19 protein-coding genes are annotated in these 23,654 nt (G+C 67.2%); 10 read left to right on the forward strand and 9 right to left on the reverse strand.

Annotated features, from left to right (window positions below):
* Positions 1 to 9: 9 nt before the first annotated feature.
* From UU9_RS16445 to UU9_RS16465, 5 genes are all read left to right on the forward strand, one after another.
* Entirely contained in the window at positions 10 to 654 is a 645-nt protein-coding gene (locus UU9_RS16445; protein WP_040671257.1) for a PepSY-associated TM helix domain-containing protein, read from the forward strand.
* Positions 655 to 668: 14 nt separating this feature from the next.
* Entirely contained in the window at positions 669 to 1,184 is a 516-nt protein-coding gene (locus UU9_RS16450; RefSeq protein WP_007082897.1) for a DUF2271 domain-containing protein, read from the forward strand.
* 23 nt (positions 1,185 to 1,207) lie between these two features.
* The gene (locus UU9_RS16455) at positions 1,208 to 2,020 is read left to right on the forward strand and encodes a DUF4198 domain-containing protein (protein WP_007082898.1); all 813 of its coding nucleotides are present in this window, start codon (positions 1,208 to 1,210) and stop codon (positions 2,018 to 2,020) included.
* Positions 2,021 to 2,125: 105 nt separating this feature from the next.
* A complete protein-coding gene (locus UU9_RS16460; RefSeq protein WP_425476854.1) occupies positions 2,126 to 3,058 on the forward strand; it encodes an FAD:protein FMN transferase in 933 nt (310 codons plus the stop codon).
* Positions 3,055 to 4,725, forward strand: coding sequence for a sulfite reductase subunit alpha (locus UU9_RS16465; protein WP_007082900.1), 1,671 nt, complete (start codon positions 3,055 to 3,057; stop codon positions 4,723 to 4,725). The genes UU9_RS16460 and UU9_RS16465 overlap by 4 nt, the downstream gene beginning before the upstream one ends.
* A gap of 258 nt (positions 4,726 to 4,983) precedes the next feature.
* Here the strand turns inward: UU9_RS16465 and UU9_RS16470 are convergent, their stop codons facing one another.
* The 3 genes from UU9_RS16470 to UU9_RS16480 form a co-directional block, all read right to left on the reverse strand.
* The gene (locus tag UU9_RS16470; protein ID WP_040671258.1) at positions 4,984 to 5,523 is read right to left on the reverse strand and encodes a GNAT family N-acetyltransferase; all 540 of its coding nucleotides are present in this window, start codon (positions 5,521 to 5,523) and stop codon (positions 4,984 to 4,986) included.
* Positions 5,516 to 6,001: an SET domain-containing protein-lysine N-methyltransferase gene (locus UU9_RS16475; protein WP_007082902.1), complete on the reverse strand. Its 486-nt coding sequence runs from the start codon at positions 5,999 to 6,001 to the stop codon at positions 5,516 to 5,518. Before UU9_RS16475 ends, UU9_RS16470 begins: the two co-directional genes overlap by 8 nt.
* A gap of 195 nt (positions 6,002 to 6,196) precedes the next feature.
* Positions 6,197 to 6,511, reverse strand: a complete 315-nt coding sequence (locus UU9_RS16480; RefSeq protein WP_007082903.1) for a ComEA family DNA-binding protein — start codon at positions 6,509 to 6,511, stop codon at positions 6,197 to 6,199.
* 208 nt (positions 6,512 to 6,719) lie between these two features.
* Here UU9_RS16480 and UU9_RS16485 point away from each other — a divergent pair, with 208 nt between their 5' ends.
* The 4 genes from UU9_RS16485 (at position 6,720) to UU9_RS16500 (ending at position 10,724) form a co-directional block, all read left to right on the forward strand.
* On the forward strand, positions 6,720 to 8,174 hold the full coding sequence (locus UU9_RS16485; protein WP_007082904.1) for a M20 family metallopeptidase: 1,455 nt from the start codon (positions 6,720 to 6,722) through the stop codon (positions 8,172 to 8,174).
* A 93-nt stretch (positions 8,175 to 8,267) separates the two neighbouring features.
* A complete protein-coding gene (locus tag UU9_RS16490; protein ID WP_007082905.1) occupies positions 8,268 to 8,987 on the forward strand; it encodes a YggS family pyridoxal phosphate-dependent enzyme in 720 nt (239 codons plus the stop codon).
* Positions 8,988 to 9,203: 216 nt separating this feature from the next.
* A complete protein-coding gene (locus UU9_RS16495; protein WP_007082906.1) occupies positions 9,204 to 9,899 on the forward strand; it encodes a C40 family peptidase in 696 nt (231 codons plus the stop codon).
* Between the two features lie 171 nt (positions 9,900 to 10,070).
* The gene (locus UU9_RS16500) at positions 10,071 to 10,724 is read left to right on the forward strand and encodes a rhomboid family intramembrane serine protease (protein ID WP_007082907.1); all 654 of its coding nucleotides are present in this window, start codon (positions 10,071 to 10,073) and stop codon (positions 10,722 to 10,724) included.
* Positions 10,725 to 10,859: 135 nt separating this feature from the next.
* On the opposite strand, the gene rapA is transcribed toward UU9_RS16500, so the two are convergent.
* The 6 genes from rapA to UU9_RS16530 form a co-directional block, all read right to left on the reverse strand.
* Positions 10,860 to 13,700 (reverse strand): RNA polymerase-associated protein RapA, encoded by a 2,841-nt coding sequence (gene rapA, locus UU9_RS16505; RefSeq protein WP_040671260.1) that lies wholly within the window; start codon positions 13,698 to 13,700, stop codon positions 10,860 to 10,862.
* A 103-nt stretch (positions 13,701 to 13,803) separates the two neighbouring features.
* On the reverse strand, positions 13,804 to 14,484 hold the full coding sequence (locus tag UU9_RS16510) for a Fe2+-dependent dioxygenase (protein WP_007082909.1): 681 nt from the start codon (positions 14,482 to 14,484) through the stop codon (positions 13,804 to 13,806).
* Positions 14,485 to 14,676: 192 nt separating this feature from the next.
* Positions 14,677 to 17,004, reverse strand: a complete 2,328-nt coding sequence (locus tag UU9_RS16515) for a catecholate siderophore receptor Fiu (RefSeq protein WP_007082910.1) — start codon at positions 17,002 to 17,004, stop codon at positions 14,677 to 14,679.
* A gap of 281 nt (positions 17,005 to 17,285) precedes the next feature.
* Complete coding sequence (locus UU9_RS16520) at positions 17,286 to 19,403, reverse strand: M13 family metallopeptidase (RefSeq protein WP_007082911.1); 2,118 nt, start codon at positions 19,401 to 19,403, stop codon at positions 17,286 to 17,288.
* Between the two features lie 160 nt (positions 19,404 to 19,563).
* Positions 19,564 to 21,375: a M14 family metallopeptidase gene (locus tag UU9_RS16525; protein WP_007082912.1), complete on the reverse strand. Its 1,812-nt coding sequence runs from the start codon at positions 21,373 to 21,375 to the stop codon at positions 19,564 to 19,566.
* Positions 21,376 to 21,401: 26 nt separating this feature from the next.
* Entirely contained in the window at positions 21,402 to 22,094 is a 693-nt protein-coding gene (locus UU9_RS16530) for a DUF502 domain-containing protein (protein WP_007082913.1), read from the reverse strand.
* Between the two features lie 166 nt (positions 22,095 to 22,260).
* On the opposite strand from UU9_RS16530, the gene UU9_RS16535 reads away from it, so the two are divergent.
* Positions 22,261 to 23,364: an alkene reductase gene (locus UU9_RS16535; RefSeq protein WP_007082914.1), complete on the forward strand. Its 1,104-nt coding sequence runs from the start codon at positions 22,261 to 22,263 to the stop codon at positions 23,362 to 23,364.
* Positions 23,365 to 23,654 lie beyond the last annotated feature (290 nt).

Consider the following 23,654-nt stretch of genomic DNA (forward strand, 5'->3'; position numbering starts at 1 on the left):
CAGGCGCCGATGGCAATTTCCCCACCCCAACAACACCCCGCGACATTGCAGCGTCGTGCCTTCTGGATGCGCCAGCTCTATCAATGGCATTGGATCAGCTCGGCGTTGTGCCTGATCGGGCTGCTGCTGTTTGCGCTGACCGGCATCACCCTGAATCACGCGCGGCAGATCGAGGCCACGCCGAAGGTCGTCGACCGCGCGGCCAAGTTGCCGCCGGCGCTGCTGGCGATGGTTGCCGGTGAGGATGCGCGCAAGGCGGCGCCGCTGCCGGGCGCGGTGGCCGACTGGCTGGATGAGTCCCTGTCGGCCCATGTTGCTGGCCGCGCGGGTGAATGGTCGGCGGACGAGATCTATCTGTCGCTGCCGCGCCCCGGCGGCGATGGCTGGCTCAGCATCGACCGCGCCAGCGGCGAGGTGGACTACGAGGTGACGCGTCGCGGCGCGGTGGCCTACCTCAACGACCTGCACAAGGGCCGCCATGCCGGGCCGGTGTGGGGCTGGTTCATCGATGTCTTCGCGCTGGCCTGCCTGGTGTTTTCGATCACCGGCCTGTTCCTGCTGAAGTTCCACGCCGCGCGCCGTGCGTCCACCTGGCCGCTGGTGGCGCTGGGGCTGGTGCTACCCGCCTTGCTGGCGCTGCTTTTCATTCACTGACGGGATTCATGCCGATGCGTCGTTTGCTGTGTTGCACCCTCGCGCTGTTGCTGACCGCGCCGCTGGCGGCGGCCGAGCTGGACCTTACCGTGCGGATTCCGGAGCAGAAGGTGGCCGAATACCACCGGCCCTACGCCGCCATCTGGATCGAGCGCGCCGACCGCAGCGTGGCGGCCCAACTCGCCGCGTGGTACGCGCAGAAAGACAGCAAGGAAGGCGCCGGCACCAAGTGGCTGCCCGACCTGCGCCAATGGTGGCGACGCGGTGGCCGCGAGCTGTCGTTGCCGGTCGATGGCGTGTCCGGAGCCACCCGGCCGGCCGGGCAGTACCAGCTGAAGTTCGTCGACGGCCAGGCGCCGCTGGGCACGCTGGCGCCGGGTGATTACACGCTGGTGGTCGAAGCCGCGCGCGAGGTCGGTGGCCGCGAAGTGGTGCGCGTGCCGTTCACCTGGCCGGTCAGCGCCACGCAGCACCTGAGCGCGCAAGGCAGCAGCGAACTCGGCGCCGTCAGTCTCGACATCAACCCCTAGAACATGCCGAACCCGGAGCGAACATGCACAAGCGCACACTGAAGTGGATCGTCCTTGCCGCCGCCATCGCCACGCCACTGGCCGCCCAGGCGCACAAGATGTGGATGGTGCCCTCGGCCACCAACGTGGCCGGCGCCGACCCGTGGGTGACGGTGGACGCGGCGATCTCCAACGACCTGTTTTTCCCCGATCACCACGCGGCTCCGCTGAGCCAGCTGGTGATCACCGCGCCGGACGGCCAGACGGCCAAACCGCAAAACGCGGCCACCGGCAAATACCGCAGCGTGTTCGACGTTGAACTGAGCCAGCAAGGCACCTACAAGCTGGCGCTGGTCAACCGGGGCCTGTTTGCCCGTTATGAGTTGAACGGCCAGAAAAAGCGCTGGCGTGGCGACGCCGCTGAACTGGCCACGGCGATTCCCGCCGGCGCCAGGGACGTCGAGGTCACCGCCTCCAGCAGCCGCGTGGAAACCTTCGTCACCAACGGCAAGCCCAACGCCACCGCGCTCAAGCCCGGCGGTGAGGGACTGGAGCTGGTGCCGGTTTCCGGCGTCACCGACCTGGTGGAGGGCGAGCCAGCCACGTTCCAGTTGCTGCTGGACGGCAAGCCGGCCGCGGGCCTCAAGGTCAGCGCCATCGCCGGCGCCACCCGCTACCGCAACGCGCAGGAGGAGATGACGGCGCAGACCGGCGCGGACGGCCGGTTCACGCTGACCTGGCCGCACCCGGGCATGTATTGGATCAACGCCGCCACGCAGGACGACAAGGCCGGCGTGAAGCAGGCCAGCAAGCGCCGGCTGTCGTATACCGCCACGCTCGAGGTCCTGCCCGAGTAATCGATGATGCGGTTGCGCCTGCCTGTCTGCCTGGTTTTCCTCGTTGCACTGATTGTCGCCGCGCCTGTCGCGGCGACGGAGTTGCAGCGCCTGCATGGGCGCACCATGGGCACCACCTGGTCGGTGCTGGTGGTGCTGTCGCCGAAGCATGCTGGGGACGTGTTGCAGCGGGGCATCCAGGCCGAGCTGGATCGGGTGGACGGCCAGATGAGCACGTACCAGCCGGACTCCGACCTGTCGCGCTTCAACCGCGCGCCCGCCGGCAGCTGGCAGCAACTGCCGCCGGAATTCTTCACCGTGCTGCGGCATGCGCTGCAACTGGCGAAGGACAGCGATGGCGCTTATGACCCCACCGTGGGGCGGCTGGTGAACCTGTGGGGTTTCGGCCCCGACCAGCGCCCGCGCCAGCCACCCACGGCGCAGGCGATCGCGGCGGCGCAGGCGCGGGTGGGCTGGTGGAAATTGCAGCTGGATCCCGCCACGCGTCGCGTGCGGCAGCCGGGCGGCGTGTATCTGGATCTGTCCGCGGTGGCCAAGGGTTATGGCGTGGATCAGGTCGCCCGCTACCTGCAGCGGATGGGTGTGCAGGCGTATCTGGTGGAAGTGGGCGGCGAGCTGCGGGCGCATGGACGCAAACCGGACGGCAGCGTGTGGCGGGTGGGCATCGAGCGTCCGGATGCGGCAGCCGGCGCGGTGGTCGATGCCGATGAACTGATCGACACCGTCGCACTGGACGAGCGCGCCATCGCCACCTCGGGCGACTACCGCCACGTGTTCGAGGACAAGGGCCGCTACTACTCGCACCATATCGATCCGCGCAGCGGCTACCCGGTGCCGCATGAGGTGGCTTCGGTGAGCGTGCTGGCGGACGACTGTATGCAGGCCGATCCGCTGGGCACCACGCTCAGCGTGATGGGCGCGGACAAGGGCATGGCGTACGCGCGGGCGCACGGGCTGGCCGTGTTGATGATCGTGCGCACGGCCGATGGTTTCGTACAGCGGACGTCGCCGGCATTCGCCGCGGCGGTGCGCCGATGAAACGCGATCACGCCACGTTCGGGCGGCTGGCCGCCGTCAGCAACGGCATGTTGCTGGCGACGTTCGGCCTGCTGGCCGCGCTGCTGTGGTTTTGCCGCGTCGAAGCGGTGCAATGGCATGATCCGGGCCGCCATTGCTGGCTGGCCGCGGCAGGACTGCTGGGCAGCTGGATGGCGCTGGTGGGCTGGTTCCGTCACCGCCGCGGGCGGGCCGAAGGCGGTGAAACCACCGTAGCGGCCGCCCCGGCACCGCAAACCGCGGCGGCACCCGTGCCGGCCGCGGCGAATACGGTGCGTGTGTTCTACGCCAGCCAGACCGGCCTGGCCGAGCAGCTGGCGCGGCAAACCTGGCAAAGCCTGCAGACGGCCGGCGTGCCGTCGCGCGTGGATGCGATCGACGCGTCGACCCTGGACGCCTTGCGCGCTACCTCGCGCGCGCTGTTCGTGGTCAGCACCACCGGTGATGGCGAGCCGCCGGACATGGCCGTCGCCTTCGCCCATCAGGCGATGGCGAACGCGGCGGATCTGGCCGGCGTGCGTTACGGCCTGCTGGCGCTGGGCGACAGCGACTACGACGAGTTCTGCGGTTTCGGCCGCCAATTGCAGCGCTGGCTGCGGGCCAGCGGCGCGCAGGCGCTGTTCGATCCGGTGGAAGTGGACGACGAGGACGCCGCCGCGCTGCGCCATTGGCAGCACCACCTGGCCACGCTGTGCGATGTGCGCGATCTGCCGGATTGGCAGCCGCCGCGTTATCAGCAGTGGCAGCTGGCCGAACGGCAACTGCTCAATGCCGGCAGTCTGGGCGGCCCCTGCTTCCATCTGGCTTTGCGACCGCTGCAGGACGCGGCGTCATGGCAGGCTGGCGACCTGGTGGACATCGGGCCGCGACATGCGCCCGCCGACGTGGCGCAGTGGCTGTCGGCGCACGCGCTCGACGGCAATGCCATGGTGATGTTTGGAAAGGAATCACTGACCCTGGCCAGCCTGCTGTCGCGCTGTCGCCTGCCGGCACCCGGCGAGATGGCGGGGCTGGACGAAACGGCGGTGGCGGCCCGGTTGCAGTTGTTGCCGCACCGCGAGTATTCGATCGCTTCAATACCGGCCGATGGCGCCATCCACCTGCTGGTGCGCCGGCAGAACATGCCGGACGGAACGCCGGGCATCGGCTCGGGCTGGCTGACCATGCATGCGCCGATCGGAAGCGAGATCGCCCTGCGCGTGCGCCGCAACGCCGTCTTCCATGCGCCGGCCGATGCGCGCCCCCTGATCCTGATCGGCAATGGCACCGGCATGGCCGCGCTGCGCGCGTTGCTGAAGGAGCGCATCGACGCGGGCCGTTGCCGGAACTGGCTGCTGTACGGCGAGCGTCAGCAGGCGCACGACTTTCCCTACCGTGACGAGATCAACCGCTGGCTGGCCCAGGGCCAGCTGGAACGCGCGGATTTTGCCTGGTCACGCCAGCAGGCCGAGCGCGTCTACGTGCAGCATCGCCTGCGGCAGGCGGCGGATACGTTGCGCGAATGGGTGGCCGCCGGGGCGGCGATCCAGGTCTGCGGCAGCCTGCAGGGCATGGCGCCGGCGGTGGAGGCGGTGTTGTGCGAGGTGTTGGGTGATACGGCCGTCGAGCGGCTGCGCGAAACGGGCGGCTATCGCCGCGACGTGTACTGAGGTCGTGAAAAAAATCGCCCGTCGCGGCGACCCTCGTCGAATGCCGTCAGCGCGCGGCGCGCAAATCCGGAAGCCAGGCGGCAGCAACCAGGGGACGACGTAAAAGGGTTTTGCCGGAGTCTCCACGCCTCGCAGGAGCGGTCTCCTGTGGGAGCGGCTTCAGCCGCGATGCTCTTGCTTTGGGGCTACAGAGCAGAAGCATCGCGACTGAAGTCGCTCCCACATCGGGCGGCGCTGCGTCTCGCCCGAGAGGACGGGTTACGCGTAGGCGCGCCGATGCTCGCGATGGGGCGGGTAGTAGGCGAACACGTGGCTGTGGCTGCCGTAGAAATCCATGTCTTCGATGTGCTCGCCGCCGAGCCGTTCGGCGAGCCGGTCGGAGGCTTCGTTGCCGATCCGCACCAGGCTGATCACTCGCGGCGCGTGCAGGCGGCTCCACACGAAATCCAGCGCGGCATTGCCCGCCTCGGTGGCGTAGCCCATGTGCTGGTGCTCGGGTTTCAGCATCCAGCCCAGCTCCAGATCGGGCCAGCCTTCCGGGTACATGAAACCCACGCGACCGATGAATTCGCCGGTGCTTTTCAGCTCCAGCGCCCACATGCCGCAACCGCGCAACTGCCAATGGCCCAGCAGCATCGCCAGCGAACGCCAGGCATTGGTGCGGTCCAGCGGCTGGCCGTCGCCAACCCAGCGCGTGCTTTCGGGATCGGCCAGCATGGCGGCGTAATCGTCGAAGTGACGCTCGGTGAGCGCAGTCAGGCGCAAGCGCGCCGTGTCGATAGTAGGAATGTCAAACATCACGGTCAGCGTTGGGGGCGGCCAGCAAACGGGCGAGCGCCTGGGTAGTGCTGGCAAGACTCTCGTGCCAGGGCAAGCCGGTAATTGTCTCACCTGTGACCGAATCGGCAAAATCCTCGCTTTGGCCCGGCGGCAGCAGGTGGCGGTAATCCACCGTCAGCTCGGTTCCCGCGGGCAGGTCGGCCAGCGCGAAAACAAAGCCCAGGTGCCATAGCCCGTTCGGCGCGAAGCTGTGGTTGATGAAGCACTCGTCGGGCCAGTCCGGCGACAGCGTGTAGCGATCCTCGAACCAGCGCGCGCTGGCATGCCACTGGGTACTCAGGGTGGGTGAGGCGGCGATTTCGGCGTGGCGAAAGGTGCGGTCGATGCCGGCGGGCGCGGTCAGTACGCGGCCCGCGGCGACGGGTTCGTCGAGAAACAGGCCCTTGCCCGCGCCGGGAATGGCGGAGGCGGCAACGTGGTAACGCGGCAGGATCATGTCCAGTACAACGGCAGCAGGGCGCGCGAGTTTAGCGCAGCGGTGTCGCGAGGGAACCGGGCGCTTGCTGCCAGTGGGGATGGCGGGTGTGGGGGAATGGCGGCGTTTTAATTCAGCGCGAGAGGGTCGAGAGGGTAAGGCCAAAAAGCACCCCTCCCCAGCCCTCCCCTGCGGCGCAGGGGAGGGAGCAAAGCGTTAATCCTTGCGGGTGGCGCGCTTGTGCGCGGCCGGCGGCGCGGCGGTGTCGGCCAGCAGGATCGCGTCGCGGTTGCGCTCGATGGTGGCCTTGCCGATGCCCTTGACGTGGCGCAGGTCGTCCGCCTTCTTGAACGGGCCGTGGGCATCGCGCCAGGCCACGATGGCTTCGGCGCGGGAGGTGCCGATGCCATCCAGCGATTTGGCGATGGTGGGTGCGTCGGCCTGGTTGATATTGACCGGCGTGGCGGCGAACGTCAGCGCGGGCAGGGAGACCAGGGCGGCGAAGGCGAGGGTGGCGAGTTTGCGGATCATGGGTTTGCTCCTTGCGAAAGAATCGAGGCGGCACCGATGGCCGCCTCCCCACACTGGCCGCTTCGCGCGGCGGGCACAGCCGGACCGTGCGCAGGCAGGCCGTGCGCGTCACGCGTGGAGAACTGTGAGGCATGACTTACGACACGTCGGCGCAGGGGCAACATATGCCGCTGATAGAATGCGCATTTGCCGCTGCTGGAGTTTCACGATGGATACTGCCCGCCTTTCCCGCTACGTCGGTGACCTGTGGGATACCGAAATCGTGCCGCAGTTGGTTGAATACATTCGTATTCCCAACAAGTCGCCGATGTTCGACGCGCAGTGGGCCGAGCACGGCCACATGGATGCGGCGGTGCGGCTGATGGAAACCTGGGCCCGCGCCAAGCTGGAGAAACTCCCCGGCGCTACCCTGGAAGTGGTGCGGCTGGACAAGCGTACGCCGCTGATCTACATCGACATTCCCGCCTGCGGCGCGAACGGTGCGCCGGCCTCCGGCCAGAGCGACGACACCGTGATGCTGTACGGCCACCTCGACAAACAGCCGGAAATGACCGGCTGGGCCGAGGGGCTGGGCCCGTGGACGCCGGTGCTCAAGGGCGACAAGCTGTACGGCCGCGGCGGCGCCGACGACGGCTACGCCATCTTCGGTTCGCTGGCCGCGCTGCTGGCGCTGCACGACCAGGGTATTGCCCACGCCCGCTGCGTGATCATGATCGAGGCCTGCGAGGAGTCGGGCAGCTACGACCTGCCGCATTACGTCGACCACCTGGCCGCGCGCATCGGCAGCCCGTCGCTGGTGGTGTGCCTGGATTCGGGCTGCGGCAACTACGACCAGCTGTGGCTGACCACCTCGCTGCGCGGCATGACCGGCGGCAACCTCACCGTGCAGGTGCTGGAGGAAGGCGTGCATTCCGGCGACGCCTCCGGCGTGGTGCCGTCCAGCTTCCGCATCCTGCGCGACTTGCTGTCGCGGCTGGAAGACCCGGCCACCGGCACGATCAAGCCGCCGGAGCTGTACGTCGACATCCCGCCGCATCGCGTCGACCAGGCGAAGCATTCGGCCGAGGTGCTGGGTGAGGAAATCTTCAACAAGTTCCCGTGGGTGGAAGGCATGCGGCCGGTCACCGACGACCTGTCCGAGCTGGTGCTCAACCGCACCTGGCGGCCGCAGTTGGCTGTCACCGGCATCGGTGGCATCCCGGCGCTGGAAAGCGCCGGCAACGTGCTGCGCCCGAAGACCGCGGTGAAGCTGAGCCTGCGCGTGCCGCCCACGCTGAGCGGCGCCAAGGCCGGCGAGTTCGTGAAGCAGTTGCTGGAAAAAGACCCGCCGTACGGCGCCAAGGTCAGCTTCGACCTGGAGAAGGACGGCAGCGGCTGGAACGCGCCGGCGCTGTCGCCGTGGCTGGAACAGGCCGTGGACGACGCCTCGCAGCACTACTTCGGTGCGCCCGCCACCTATATGGGCGAGGGCGGCAGCATCCCGTTCATGGGCATGCTGGGCGAGAAATTCCCCAAGGCGCAGTTCCTGATCACCGGCGTGCTGGGGCCGCACTCCAACGCCCACGGGCCGAACGAGTTCCTGCACATTCCCACCGGCAAGAAGGTCAGCATGGTGGTGGCCGAGGTGGTGGCGCGGCATGGCGAGAACGGCGGCAAGGCATGAGGGCGGAGAAGTGAGTCGAGTGGAGTGAGAGAGCGCATGCGATACCCGGCTTTCTCCCACTCCTCGCTCCTCGCTCCAAAGGAGATTCCAACGTTGTCCGACCCCACCTATCTCGCCGCCAACTGGGCCGACGTCCGTCGGCGCGTGGACGAAGCCTGCCATGCCGCCGGACGCGATCCGGCCGGGGTGACGATCCTGCCGGTCAGCAAGACGTTCGGCGCCGAGACCGTTCGCGCCGCGATGGCGCTGGGCTTGCGCCGCTTCGGCGAGAACAAGGTGCAGGAAATCCGCGACAAGGCCGCCGCGCTGGACGGCTGCGGCATCGAGTGGGTGGTGATCGGCCATCTGCAGACCAACAAGGCCCATGACGTGGCGCGGCTGGCCAGCGAGGTGCAGTCGCTGGACCGGCCGCAACTCGCCGCGGCACTGCACCGCCAGCTGGTGGCCGCGGGGCGGACGATCGACGTGCTGGTGCAGGTCAAGACCGCCGCCGAGGAAAGCAAGTACGGGCTGGACCCGGCGCAGCTGCCGGCGTTCCTGGACAGCTTGCGCGACTACCCGACCCTGCGCCCGCGCGGGCTGATGACGCTGGCCACCCATTCCGACGATCCGCGTCTGGTTCGCGATTGTTTCCGTCAGTTGCGCGAACTGCGTGACGAGGCCGTGGCCCGGGGACACGACCTGCCGCGCTTGTCGATGGGCATGAGCGGCGATTTCCCGCTGGCGATTGCCGAGGGCGCCACCGAGGTGCGGATCGGCACGGCGATCTTCGGCCAGCGCCCCCAGCCGACGGTCATACCTGCGGCTGGCTGAAGGCGGTTCGCCCCGATCTCAGCCGGCGTGCGACGATTTTCCCTGTCGAATCAGTCCATTCCAACTGTGCGCACCGTCTCGGAAACCCGAAACGACGGAGTTCAGTTAACCCGGATCGAACATACGGCCTATCTCCCTTTGCTAAGTTCACCCCTTCGTCACGTCATCGACACCGTTCGCTGACGGTCCGTGAACCGCAAAAGGGGATAGTCCCGCATGCCAAGCCACCGATTGACCGTTGCTGCGGCCGTTATTGCCGCATCACTGTGCGGTTCGCTGCATGCTGCCGTCACGCATAGCGCCTATATCGATGTTCAGCCCGCCACCACCGCTGCCGCCCCGGCTGTAGCGCCGCTGCCGATCTTCGCCAGCGTGTCCCTGGCCGGTGCCGATGCCGCCGCGTTCCCCGCACTGCTGGCCCACCGCAACGTGGCTCACGTCGCGCCGGTCAAGCCGGACGCGGCGATTGCCGCGGACGAAGAGGCGGAAGACGTCGTCGGCGTCACCGACCTGCGCAAGGCCTTGATCGCGATGGCGATGAAGCTGCGCGATACCCGTTATGTGCGTGGCGGGCGCGACCCGTCGACCGGTTTCGATTGCAGTGGTTTCGTGCGTTACGTGTTTGCCCACGCGGTGGGCATGCAGTTACCGACCAATTCCGCGGCGCAGTTCCTGGCCGGGTTGAAGGTCAAGCGCGCCGACATGAAACCCGGCGACCTGGTGTTCTTCCGCACGAGCGGCAAGCACCGCGTCTCGCACGTCGGCATCTACATTTCCGATGGTCGCTTCATCCATTCGCCCACCACCGGCAAGTCGGTGGAAATCTCCAGCCTGGAGACCGGCTACTGGGCCAAGCGTTTCGTGGGCGCCAAGCGTCCGGAAGCGATGGCGATGGCCGCGCACAACGGTTGATCCGCCACCGTCGTTGCACCGCATGAAGCCGCCGCAAGGCGGCTTTTGGTTTTCACGCCCGCCCGCTGCTTGTGCCATCGTCGTGGCTGCCCCATCTCATCGGGTTGATGCGCGCGCCGACCACGGCGTGTCTGCTGTCATGCTTGTCACCTGCTTCCTGGAATCCGCCGCATGCCTTTGAACCTGCCGCCCGTCACCCGCAACCTGCTGATCGCCAATGTCGTGGTGTTCCTGCTGCAGCAGGTATTCGGCGAAATGCTGTTGCAGTATTTCGCGCTGTGGCCGTGGGGGCCGGACCACGTGATGCAACTGTCCAGTGGCGCGCTGGCGTCGGTGGGTTTCCGGCCGTGGCAGCTGGTGAGCTACGCGTTCATGCATGGCGGCGTGACCCACATCCTGTTCAACATGATTGCGCTGTACATGTTCGGCGGCGTCATCGAGCGTACCTTCGGCGCGCGCAACTTCGTCATCTATTACTTCGTTTGCGCCATCGTGGCGGCGGTGGCGCAGCTGATCGTGGTGCAGTGGTTCACCCACGGCTTCTATCCCACGCTGGGCGCGTCGGGCGCGGTGTTCGGGCTGCTGCTGGCCTTCGGCATGCTGTATCCGCACGAGAAGGTGATGCTGATCTTCCTGCCGGTGCCGATGCCCGCGTGGCTGTTCGTGATCGGCTACGCGCTGGTGGAACTGGTGATGGGCGTCACCAGCACCCAGGCCGGCGTGGCGCACTTCGCGCACCTGGGCGGCATGGTGGGCGGCTACGTGTTGATCCAGTACTGGCGCGGGCGGCTGCCGATCAAGCCGCGGGGACGGCTGCTGCGTTGATGGGGCCGGGATTCGGGATTCGGGATTCGGGATTCGGGATTCGCAAGAGCCAAACCTGGCCTTGCCGTTGCAGCGAAGCGAGCTTTTGCTTTTACAAATCCCGAATCCCGAATCCCGGGCGGCCACCAGGCCGCCTCAGCGCAACGCCAGGAAATCCGCGCTGACCACAAACCGCACCGCATCCAGGCGCAGCCGCGACAGCGGCAGCGCGGCCAGCAATCGCGTGCGTTCGTCGGTCACCGCGCCGATTTCCGCATCGCTCACCGACGGGTTCACCGCACGCAGCGCCAGCAGGCGTGACAGCTCCGCGTCCAGTGTTTCGCTGGCCAGCGCCAGCGCCTCATCGATGCGCGCCTGGCCGCGATTGGCGGCCAGCGTTTCGGCGCGCTCCAGCATCGGCGGCACCAGCTTGCCCAGGAATTTGCGGTAGCGCGGCACTTCGATGTTGCGGTCCGGTGCCTTGCGCAAGGCCACTTCGCTGGGGGTGAAGTCGGCGCGCTCGGCGAGCTTGGTGTCGACCGTGACGACGATCGGCAGGCTGGGCAGGAAGCGCTCCGCGTCCAGCCGGCGGTCGGCCACGCACTCCAGCACGAACACCGCCTGCAGCAGCGCGGTGCGCGGCGGCAGCACGTCGTCCACCATGAAGGCGGCGTTGCCCTGTTCGCCGGACAGCGCCAGGTCCAGCGCGCCGGCCACCAGCGGGTGGTCGAGCCGCAACAGCGGCAGCTCTTCGCGCGCCAGGGCAACGTCCCGGCTGAAGGTGACGGATTGCGGGCCATCGGCGAAACCGGGCAGGGCGTCGGTGGACAGGTATTGCGGATCGAGCAGCAACACCTGGCCGCCCAGGTCCTCGGGGTGGATGCCGAACGCTTCCAGCAGGCGCTGGATGAAGGCATCGCGGCCGGGATCGTTGTCCTCGCGCGCGAACGCCTGCTGCAATTCGTCGGCATGCAGGTCGCGGCTGGCGGCCAGTTCCAGCAAATGGTCGCGGCCGCCGCGGACCAGCTCGGCCAACTCCTCGTGGCTGGCGCGGGTTTCGGCCAGCAGCGCCTCGAATTCCTGATCGCGGTTGTCGTCGCCGCGGGCGTGTTCTTCGGCCAGTTCGGTCAGCGTCGAGCCGTAGCGGCGCAGCAGTTCGCGGCCGTCGGCGGGGCTGTGGCGGAACGCATCCACGCCCTCGTCGTACCAGCGCGCCAGCATGTGTTGGGCGCTGTCGGCCACGGCGATGACGTGGATGGCGATGTCGTGCTGCTGGCCGATGCGGTCGAGCCGGCCGATGCGTTGTTCCAACAGGTCCGGATCCAGCGGCAGATCCCACAGCACCAGCCGATGGGCGAACTGGAAGTTGCGTCCTTCCGAGCCGATCTCCGAACACAGCAGCAGTCGCGCGCCGTCGGCTTGCGCAAAGAACGCCGCATTGCGGTCGCGCTGCACGATGCCCAGGCCCTCGTGGAAGCGCGCCAGGCCCACGCCGCTGCGCGTGCGCAGCACTTCCTCCAGCGCCAGCACCTTGGCCTGGCTGCGGCAGATCAGCAGAAACTTGTCCTGCGGGTGCGCGTCGAGCAGGGCGATCAGCGCATCCACGCGCGGGTCGGCGCTGTAATCCACCTCGATCAGGCCGGCCGGTTGCTGGATGTCGGCGTGGAATTCGGCCAGCAGCGATTGCCGGGTGGCGTCGTCGATGTCGTCCGCGTCCAGCAGATGCCATACCGGTGCGCGCTGGGGAAAGCCGCCCACGCCGGCGCGGTTGTTGCGGAACATCGCGCGGCCGGTGCCGTGGCGGTCGATCAGCGCGGCCAGCAGTTCGCGCGCGTTGGCCGGCTTGGTCGAGTCGGCCAGCAGCGCGGTGAGCGCGCCGTCGCCGCGGAAGGCGTCGGCCAGGGCGGCGCGCTGATCGTCGTCCAGCGGCTCACCGTCGAGCAGGCGGTCGGCCACTTTCGACAGCGCCTGGTAGCTGTCCGATTCGGCCAGATAGCCGTCCAGATCGTGGTAGCGCTGCGGGTCGAGCAAACGAAGCCGGGCGAAATGGCCGCTGCGCCCGAGCTGCTCCGGCGTGGCGGTGAGCAGGATCACGCCGGGGATCACCGCGGCGAGTTTTTCCACCATCGTGTAGCGCGGGCTGGCCTCCGTGGGCGACCACGCCAGGTGATGGGCCTCGTCCACCACCAGCAGGTCCCACGGCGCCTCCAGCAATTGCTGGGCGTACTTGGGCGAGTTTTCCAGAAAGCCGAAATCGGCGATCACCAATTGCTCGTCTTCGAACGGATTGCCGTGGTCGCCGGCCTGCTCCAATGCCTCGCAGCGCTCCTCGTCGTAGATCGCAAAGCTGAGGTTGAAGCGGCGCAGCAGCTCCACGAACCATTGGTAGACCAGCGTGTCGGGCAGCAGCAACAGCACGCGCGAGGCGCGGCCGGTGGCCAGCTGGCGGGCGATGATCATGCCCGCCTCGATGGTCTTGCCCAGGCCCACTTCGTCGGCCAGCAGCACACGTGGCGGACGTCGTGCCGAAGCGATGCCGGCCACGCGCAACTGGTGTGGCACCAGCCCGATGCGGGCGGCGGCCAGGCCCCAACTGGGCGAACGGCGCGCCAGCGCGCGCCGTTGCATGCCGTCCAGCCGCAGCTCGAACTGCGCCACCGGATCGGTGCGCCCGCCGATCAGGCGGTCGTCGGCCTGGCTCACGCTCTGCTCGTCGTCGAGCTGGCCTTCTTCGAGTTCGCGCCCTTCGCCGCGGTAGATCAGCAGCTCGTCGCGGATTTCCACCCGCTCGACCAGGAACGCGATGCCCTTGCCGGCCACCCGCTGCCCGGCGCGAAACTCCGCCCGCAATAGCGGCGCCGAGTCGACCGCGTAGGGACGCAGCACCCCGGCCTTGGCAAACAGCACCTGTACGCCGCGTCCTTCGACGCGCAAGACGGTGCCCAGGCCCAGCTCGGGTTCGGCAGAGGAGATCCAGCGTTGACCAGGTACGAACATTGCGCCGCCGTGTTGCATTCGAGGGCCGACGATTATCCGCCGCGCGGTCGCTGCTGGGAACCGTTGTGATGCGGATCGGCGCGATGTCGCACCTCTTGCAGTCTCAGGTTTCGGCCCATTGGCGCAGCAGATTGTGGTAGATGCCGGTCAGTTGCAGCACCGCGGTGGCGTCGGCGCCGCTGGCGGTCAGTGCCTGGATCGAGCCGTCCAGTTCGAACAGCAGGCGACGGCGGCTGTCGTCGCGGACCAGGCTTTGCACCCAGAAAAACGAGGCGATACGCGCACCACGCGTGACGGGCGCCACGCGGTGCAGGCTGCTCGACGGGTAGACGATGAGGTCGCCGGCCGGCAGCTTCACCTCGTGCTCGCCGTAGGTGTCGCTGACGATCAGCTCGCCGCCGTCGTACTCGTGCGGGTCGTTGAGAAACAGCGTGCAGGAAACATCGCTGCGTATCTGCGCACCCTCGCCATTCAGCGCCATCACCGCGCCGTCCACGTGGAAGCCGTATTCGCCGCCACCTTCGTAGCGGTTGAAACGCGGCGCCAACGTGCGCAACGGCAGCGCGGCGGCGTGATAGAGCGGATGCTTCGCCAGCGCATCGAGCACGACGCGGCCCAGTTGCCGGCGCAGCGGCGAGGCGTCGGGCAATTGCCGGTTGCGCTTCACCTTCGCGCCCTGCGCGCCCACCGTCTCGCGGCCGTCGACCCAGTCGGCCGTATCCAGCGCAGCGCGCAATGGGACGACCTGCTCGGAGCTGAGGACGGCGGGGATGTGCAGGAGCATGGTGGATTCCACGAAGGAGCGGGGAAAAGCGAATCGGGTCGAGCGCGCCGCGATGTCACCGTTCTGGCTGAGCGTAGCTGCGCAGCGGCGAAGTCGAAGCCTGGCGCAAGAGCCCCTTCGACTTCGCCGCTGCGCGGCTACGCTCAGGGTGAACGGCGTGGGAGATTCTCGCCGTTCAACACCCGGCCTCCATCAGAACCTGAAGTTGGCCGTCAGCATCGCCGAACGCGGTGTGCCGGGCGTGTAGCGGTAACCGCTCTTGTTGATGGCCGACACATACGTCTTGTCGAACAGATTGTAGACGTTCAACTGCAGGTTGAAATGCTTGTTGATCGCATAGCTGGCCATTGCATCGAAGACGGTATACGACTTGGTGTAGTTGGGCGTGCCCACGGCGCCGTCGGTGCCGCGCTTCAACTGTCCCGCGTAACGCGCGCCGCCGGCGAGGGAGAGGCCGAACGGCAACTGGTAGGTGGTCCAGGCGGTGAACGCGTACTTCGGCGTGTACGCCAGATCGTCGGAGCCGTCCTGCGAAACCACCGCGCCCTTGAGCACCGTGGTGTCCATGGTGGTGAAGCCGGTGCTGACCGACCAGCGCTCGGACAGCTTGCCCACGGCGGTGAGTTCCACGCCGCTGACCCGCTTCTTCGCCGTCTGGTAGTACAGCCCGTCATCGCCCTGGGCGATATCGTTGCTGACTTCCGTGCGGTAGACGGCGGCGCTGACGAGCAGGTTTTCGCCCAGCAGATCCCACTTGGTGCCGAGCTCCGCGGTGCGCGCCTTCTGCGGATCGAACGCGGGGTTGTCGGCGCTGTTGGCCGATGAGCTCAGCTGCAGTTGCGCGCCGCCGGGCGGCTGGGCGGACACTGCGTAATCGGCGTAGATGCTGCCGTTGGCGGCGGGCTTGTACACCACGCCCAACTTCCAGTTGAGCAGGTTGTCCGAAACGGTGGCGTTGACGCCGGGCACCGCGGTGCCCTCGGCAAGCGCGCCGCAGTCCGGCCCGCGACGACCGCCGCAAGGCACGCGGCTGGTGAATTCGGTCTTGTAGTGATCCAGGCGCAGGCCGCCGGTGAGCAGCCACTGTTCGCCGAACTTCAGGGTATCGAACGCATACGCCGCCTCGGTGGTGGTCTTGCCGTTGCTGTCGGCGTCGTTGCGGCCCCAGGCCAGGCCGGTAGCGTGCGGCGTGGGGTGATAGATGTTCGCCGGGGTCCAGGCGCTGCCATCGAGCACGGCGATGCCGGTGGTCGACAGTTTCTCGCGGGTCAGCTCGATGCCGGTGCTGAGCGCGTGCTCCACCGCGCCGGTGTGAAACGTCGCGGTGAGGTTGGTCTGGTTGGTGAGGATGGTGTTGGTGTTGTCCTTGAACGTGGGGTTGCTGCGCGCCACGGTCCAGCTGGACGGGTCGGCGGGGTCGGGCGTGACCAGGTTGGCGGCGCTGTACATGAAGGAGGTCAGCAGGTAGTCCTGATGCGTCCGCCCCCAGCGGGTAGTGTTGTGCAGCGTGGCACCGTTGGCGAAATCGTGCTCGATGCGCAGCGTCGCCATGTCGGCCTTGACGTGGTCGTGGTCGGCGTCGGTGCCGTAGAAATTTTCCGGGTCGACGCGCGGGGCGTTGTCCAGCCACGGCCGAAGGTCCGGATCGGGGCTGCTGTAGCCGGGCAGGCCGATGGTCGCCACGCCGCCGTCGGGTACGTTGTTCTGCTTCACGTGCAGCAGATTCAGATAGACGCGGGTGGGCGTGCCCAGGCCGAAGGCCAGCGACGGCGCGATGCCCCAGCGATTGTCCTCGACGCCGTCACGGCCGCTGACGCCGCCATCCTGGCCCAGCACGTTGAGGCGAAAACCGGCGTGCTCGCCGATCGCCTGGTTCCAGTCGGCGGTGACCCGCTTGCGGTTCGCGTCGCCGTAGGACACCGAGCCCGAGACGGCATTCGCCAGGAACGGCTGCTTGCTCACCATGTTGATCGCGCCGCCGGCCGAGGTGCGGCCGTTGTCGGTGCCGGCCGGGCCTTTTTCCACTTCGATCTGCTCGATGTTGAAGACGTCGCGGGAGATGGAACCGAGGTCGCGCACGCCGTCGACGAAGATGCTGCTGGAGGCGTCGAAGCCGCGCATGTAGACGGAATCGCCGGTGGAAGTGGCGCCGTTCTCGCCGGCATAGAAGGTGCCCACGCCCGGGCTGTTGCGCAGTGCCTCGGTCAGCGTGGTGGCGCCCTGGTCGGTGATCAGGTCCTTGGAGATCACCGTGATGGTCTGCGGTGTATCCAGCAGCGGCTGGGTGAACTTGGGCGACTCGACCTTGTCGGCGCGGTAGTCGGCGCCGCGCGTGGCCTGCACCTTGATGCCAGGCAGGGTGCGGGCGTCCGTCATCTGCGCGACCGGTGAGGCGTCCGCGGCCACGGCGGATTGCGCCAATGCCAGGCTGGTCAGCAACGTGGCGGTGGTGGTGCCGGCCAGCGACATGCGGCGCACGCCCGTGGAAACGGTGTGCTTGCGGCTCTTGATGAAAGACATGCGTGGGGTTCCTTTGCCATCTGCGATGTTTCCCGCCGCCGGCGCCAGGCGAACGGCGGAACGGCGCAGCCGCCGGCGCCGTGCCGAGGCATGCTTTTGCGGGAGAGTGGAGCGCTGGCTACCCGTGGACCGGGGCGAGGCGCGACCGGACGCATGGTAAAGGAATGAGAATGATTTGCAATAGCGTTGTGGCTGGCCGGCGCCCTCCCACAACGAAAGAGGCCCCGCATTCGCATGCGGGGCCTCTTCGTTTCACTTGTTGCAAGGTCGGCGCGAACGCCTTACCAGATCTTCACCTGGGTATCGGCCGGACGCACCATCGCGTCGCCGGGCTTGCACTGGAACGCTTGCGCGAACGCCGGCATGTTGGACGGCGCAGCGGTGGCGCGCAGTGCCATCGGCGCGTGCGGATCGGTGTTGAGGCGCACGATCGAGGTTTTCTCGCGCATGCTGCCGCGCCACACGCGGGCCCAGTTGAGGAAGAAGCGCTGGTCCTCGGTGTAGCCGTCGATCTTCTTGTCCGCTTCTGCCGGATGGTTCTTCAACGCCGTCTGCAGCGCGTCGTAGGCCACGGCGAGGCCGCCCAGGTCGGCGATGTTCTCGCCCAGGGTCAGCTTGCCGTTGACGTGCAGGTCCGGCTTGTCCTTGATCGGCGCGTAGGCGTTGAACTGATCTACCAGCTTGGTGCTGCGCGCGTCGAACTGCGCCTTGTCCTGCTTGGTCCACCAGTTGTGGCGGTTGCCGAAACCGTCGAACTGGCTGCCCTGGTCGTCGAAACCGTGGCTGGCCTCGTGGCCGATCACGGCGCCGATGCCGCCGTAGTTGATCGCATCATCCGCCTTGGCATCGAAGAACGGCGGCTGCAGGATCGCGGCCGGGAAGTTGATCGTGTTGGTGCTGGGGTCGTAGTACGCGTTGACCGTCTGCGGGGTCATGTACCACTCGCCGCGGTCGGTGGCCTTGCCGATGTGGGCGATGTCGTAGTCGTAGTTGAACTTGGCCGCCGCCTGCAGGTTGGCGTAATAGTTGTCCGCGGTCAGCTCCAGGCCGGACCAGTCGCGCCACTTGTCCGGGTAGCCGATCTTGGGCAGGAACTGCTCCCACTTCTCGACGGCCTTGGCCTTGGTGTCGGCGCTCATCCAGTCCAGGTTCTCGATGCGGGTCTTCAGCGCATCGCGCACGTTGGTGACCAGTTCCTCGGCGCGCTGCTTCGCTTCCGGGGTGAACTCCTTGGCCACGTACAACTGGCCCAGGGCCTGGCCCATGGCGCCGTTGACCGCGCCCAGCACCTGCTTCCAGCGCTCCTGCTGCTGCGGCTGGCCGGCCAGGGTCTTGCCGTAGAAGTCGAACTTGTTGTCGCGGAAGTTCTTCGACAGCGCGTTGGCGGAGTCGTCGATGGTGTGGAAGCGCAGGTAGGCCTGCCACTGCGATGCCGGCGCGTCGGCCAGCAGCTTGTCGAACGCGGCGAAGAATTTCGGCTGCGACAACGAGAAGCCCTTGTCGATCTTGACGCCCTGGGCGTCAAAGAATTTTTCCCAGCTGAAGTGCGGGGTGATCTTGTCCGCTTCCTTCACGCTGACGAAGTGGTACTGGTTGTCCAGGTCACGCATTTCGGTGGGCGCCAGCGAGGCGGCGGCCAGCGAGGTTTCCAGCTTCATCACCTGGTCGGCCTGCGCCTTCGCGTCGGCGGCCGACACGCCGGTCAGCTCCAGCGACTTGGCGATGTAGGCCACGTACGCGTCGCGGATCTCCTTGAACTCGGGCTTGGTGTAGTAGTCCCTGGTCGGCAGGCCCAGGCCGCTCTGCATCGCGTAGGCGATCTGCAGCTTGGCGTTGTCGAAGTCGGCGCCGGCGCCAAAGCTGAACACCTGGCCGTTGCCTTCGGCGTAGCTCTTGTCGATGAAGTCGACGATGTCGGCGGTGTTCTTCAGGCCGGCAATCGCGTCGAGGCGCGGCTTGATCGGGTCGAAGCCGGCCTTGTCGATGGTGGCCTCGTCCATGCCGGACTGGTACAGGTAGCCGATCTTCTGATCGATCGAACCCGCCTTGGCGGAGGCGGCGTTCTTGGCCGCGGCCTCGACGATTTCATGCTGGGTATTGAGGCTGTCCTCGGCCAGCTTGTTGAACGCGCCCCAGCTGGTGTGGTCGGCGGGGATCGGGTTGGCGGCAACCCACTTGTCGTTGACGAAGCCGTTGAAATCCTGGCAGGCGTTGATGTTCGGGTCGAGCTCGCTGACATCGAAAATGCCGCCCGACGCGGCCGGCGCCGCGGCGGCGGTGTTCGCACTGGCGCTGGGCGCCGGCGCAGCGGATTCGGCCGGCTCCTGCTTGCCGCAGGCGGTCAGCGACAAGGCCAGGCTGACGGCCAGCGCCAGCGGTTTCAAATACGGCTTGGTCATGGATTTCCCTCGTGATTGTGGTCCGCGAGCGCGGCGTTTGGATGGCGAGCGTGGCTGATGGTGGGTCGGACACAGGCTGCGACAATGACGAACCAAGCTAGGTCAATCGTCATGGTGGGCACAGTGTCAAAGGTAAGGGGTACGGCCGCCGGCCGAGGCCTCAGTGGCGGGCGCCGTCAACCGTTTCATCCCGCGCCGACAACGACTGCCATTGCGTGGTGTCCAGGCGCAGTACCGGGTAGGCACCCACGTCTTGCGCGGCATACCAGGGCGAGCGTTCGAAGAAGAAGGCCAGCCGCGCGCGGCTGTCGCCGGCGAAGGCCGGATTGTCGTGCAGCTTGCGCTGGAACTCGGCTTTCAACGCCGGGCTTTTCGCCAGCATCTCGCGCGCCAGTTTTTCCACCACGCGCGGCTCGCCGTATTCCTTGGCCTCGAAGATGGCGTTGAGGTAGCCCCAGTGCAGCAGCGAGTCCGGCGCCTGCGGTTCGAGCAGGTTGATCGCCACGTTGGCGGCGCGCTGATCCATCGGCACGATCACCGAACCGGCGGGCAGGCGCACCTCGCGCGGCAGCGCGCGCAGGCGGAAATCGCGCAGCATCAGGTGACCCTCGAACGGCTTGTCGGCCCAGCGCGGTTCATCCAGTTGGTAGCCCTCGGCACGCACCGTCAGCGGCTGCGTGGTACGCCGATAGTGGATGCTGTGCGCGTCCAGTCGGTCGATGACCACCGTCCACTGCGCAGGCACCACGTAGGCGGCGGGCGGCACGATGGACAGGTCCGGCAGCAGCCGGTTCCAGTTGTCAATGGTGTACGTCGTTGGCTGGTCGGGGTCGTAGCGGATCCACTCGCTGTCGGAGATGTCGCTGTGGCGGCGGGTGAACGCGTAGCCCTTCAATGCCAGCTTCGTGGGTTGGGGATCGAGCTTGAAGGTCAGCGGCACACGGGCTTTTGCATCATGGGCACGGGCGATGGTGTCGGCATCCGCTTTCGCGGTGGCGGCGAGCAGCGCGGCGGGATGCTGGCCGATCTGTTCCAGCATCAGCTCCACGATGTCGTAGGTGGCGCGCACGCGGTTTGCGTACGGCTTCAGCATGTGGGTTTCGATCAGCAGTGCGGGGCGGTTTTGCAGCGCTGCGTAGCCGGTGGAAAAGCGCGGGCCGGAGCCGAAGTTCTCCAGGCCCTTGCGCGGGTCGCGGCCGTCCTTGAACTCCAGGTAGCTGGAGGCCAGATGCCCGCGTTGCTCGTAGGCCGGCATGGCGTGGTTGACGATGGCGTCTTGCTGCCAGGCGCTCACGGCGGGGTCGAGCTTGTGCGGGTCCTCGGTGTACCAGGTGAGGTCGTATTGGTAATCGGCGCCGTCGGTGGTGTGCACGTCGATCAGGAAATCGGGCAGCCACGCCTGCCACAGCTTCAGCCACGCGCGCATCTCCGGCGCGTCGGCCTTGATGTAGTCGCGGTTGAGGTTGAGGTATTGCGACTGGCCGCGAAAGCCCATCGACGCGGGGCCGTTCTGGTTGATGCGATGGTACGGGCTGGAATTCTCGTGGCCGTCCACGCTGAACACCGGGATGTACACCAGCACCAGCTCATCGAGCAGATGCGGATACTTGCCGGCGACCGCGATGTCGCGCAGCAACATCAGCCCCGCATCCTTGCCCTCGATCTCGCCGGGGTGAATGCCGGCCTGCACCAGCACCACCGGCTTGTGCGCCGCGCGCGCGGCCGCCGGGTCGAACGTGCCGTCACCGCTGGCGATCACCACCGTCATCGGCCGGCCTTCGGGCGTGGTGCCGAACGTTTCCAGATGGATCACGCCCGGCGCCGCCTTTTGCAGCCGCTGCAGATAGGTCAGCGTGTCGGCGTAGCTGGGCGTGGTGCGGAATTGCGCCGCCTCGGCCGGCGTGGTCCAGTCAGTGGCGTGGACGGTGAGGGTCGCAAGGCCCAGCAGGGGAATCAGCAGCCATCGATGCATGGGAGCTCCTGTGTGTGGGAGCGACTTCAGTCGCGATGCTTTTCGGTGGGCGGAAGAGCATCGCGACTGAAGTCGCTCCCACAAAAGGCGGGCAAGGTATCGGGCGCCACCGCACCGCCGGAAATGATGAAAGCCATCGCCTGGTCCATGGTCCAGTCGGTGGGCGTCAGCTCGGCCAGCGGCACCACTTCCAGATAACCGCCGGTAGGGTTGGGCGTGGTGGGGATGAACACCGCCGCCATCTCGCGGCCGCTGCCTTCCTCGACCATCACCCGGGTAACGAAGCCGACCACCCGCATGCCGCGCCGGGGAAACTCCACCAGCACCACGCGCTGCACGCCGGAGGGCTTGTTCTGCAGCACCGCCATCAACTTCTTGGTACCGCCGTAGATGGTCTGCACCACCGGGATGCGCGCCAGCACACCGTCGAACGCGCCGATCACGCGCTGCCCGATCACCCGGTTGGCCAGCGCGCCCAGCAGGTACAAGGCGCCCAGCGTGATCAGCAGCGCCACGATGTACGTGCTCCACGCGCTGCCCAGCACGGCCGCCGTACGCGGCGCCACCAGCGCCAGCGCACCCAGCAGCGCACTCACCAGCGGCGCGCCGATGTCCACCAGCACACCCAGGACAAACTTGAATACCAGCCACGTCACCCACAATGGGATGAACGTGAGCAGGCCGGTCAGCAGGTAGCGTTTCAGGCGCAGCGGCGGCATGGCAATGATCAGCGCGGAAAGCGGCCATTGTAGTGGAGGCTGCCCGCGGTAACGGTCACCACGCGGCGGCAATGTGGCTGGCGCTCATGAAACGCAAACATGGCCTCGGGCAAGATGCGCGTGCCCCGCGCGCGCCAGCCCGCTCTTCGATCCACAAGGAAATCCCATGAGCTCTTCCCACGCCAGCCCATCCGATGCCGAAGTCCTGTTCCAGCCGATCCAGGTCGGTGACCTGCGCCTGCCCAACCGCGTGGCAATGGCGCCGCTCACCCGCAACCGCGCCAGCGCCGGCAACGTGCCCACCGAACTCAACGCCACCTATTACGCGCAGCGCGCCAGCGCCGGGCTGATCATCGCCGAAGCCACCCAGATCAGCCCCGAGGGCCAGGGCTACATCGCCACCCCGGGCATCCATTCGCCCGAGCAGATCGCCGGCTGGAAGAAAGTCACCGAAGCGGTCCATGCCAAGGGCGGACACATCGTGCTGCAGTTGTGGCATGTGGGCCGCATCTCGCATGTATCGCTGCAACCGAATGGCCAGGCGCCGGTGGCGCCGTCGGCCATCCGCGCCGACGCCAAGACCTTCATCGCCGAAGGTTTCGTCGACGTATCCGCGCCGCGCGCGCTGGCGCTGGATGAAATCCCGCGCATCATCGACACCTATCGCCAGGCCGCCGCCAACGCACGCGAGGCCGGCTTCGATGCGGTCGAGGTGCATGGTGCCAACGGCTACCTGATCGACCAGTTCCTGCGCGACAGGAGCAACCACCGCACCGACGCCTACGGCGGCAGCATCGAAAACCGCACGCGCTTGTTGTTTGAAGTGTGCGAAGCGGTGGCCCGCGAAGTCGGCCCCGGCCGCACCGGCGTACGGCTGTCGCCGCTGACCCCGGCCGGTGACATCGCCGACAGCGATCCGCAAGCCCTGTTCAACCGCGCCGTCGAGCGGCTGGCTGCGCTGGGCCTGGCGTATATCCATGTGATCGAAGGCGAGACGGGCGGCAACCGCCAACCGCAACCGTTCGACTACGCCGCCATGCGCAAGCCATTCCGCGGCGCCTGGATCGTCAACAACGGCTACGACCGCGACATGGCGATCGACGCGGTGGCCAGCGGCAAGGCCGACCTGGTGGCGTTCGGCGTGCCGTTCCTGGCCAACCCCGACCTGCCGCGCCGGTTGCGTGAGAACGCGCCGCTCAATGTGCCGGATCAGAAGACGTTTTATGGCGGCGGTGCAGAGGGCTACACGGATTATCCGGCGTTGGATTGATCGGGTTAGGGACGCATCGCCCACAACGCCAAATCCGTTCGCCCTGAGCGTAGGCCGCGCCAGCGGCCGAAGTCGAAGGGTGCTGGCCGGCATCCCTGGCATTGCCGCGCGATGCAATGTAGGACTGCACCCTGTGCGCGATGCTCTTAGTAACTTCACCGCAGAAAGCTTTCGGCGCCCTGGCGACTGCCGCACCCCACCTGTGGGAGCGACTTCAGTCGCGATGCTCTTGTTGGTCGATCAAGAGCGAAGGGCTTTCGATCGCCGTTGGCGACCGAGTCACTTTCTCT

Source organism: Rhodanobacter fulvus Jip2 (genome assembly GCF_000264315.1).
Taxonomy (GTDB): Bacteria; Pseudomonadota; Gammaproteobacteria; order Xanthomonadales; family Rhodanobacteraceae; genus Rhodanobacter; species Rhodanobacter fulvus.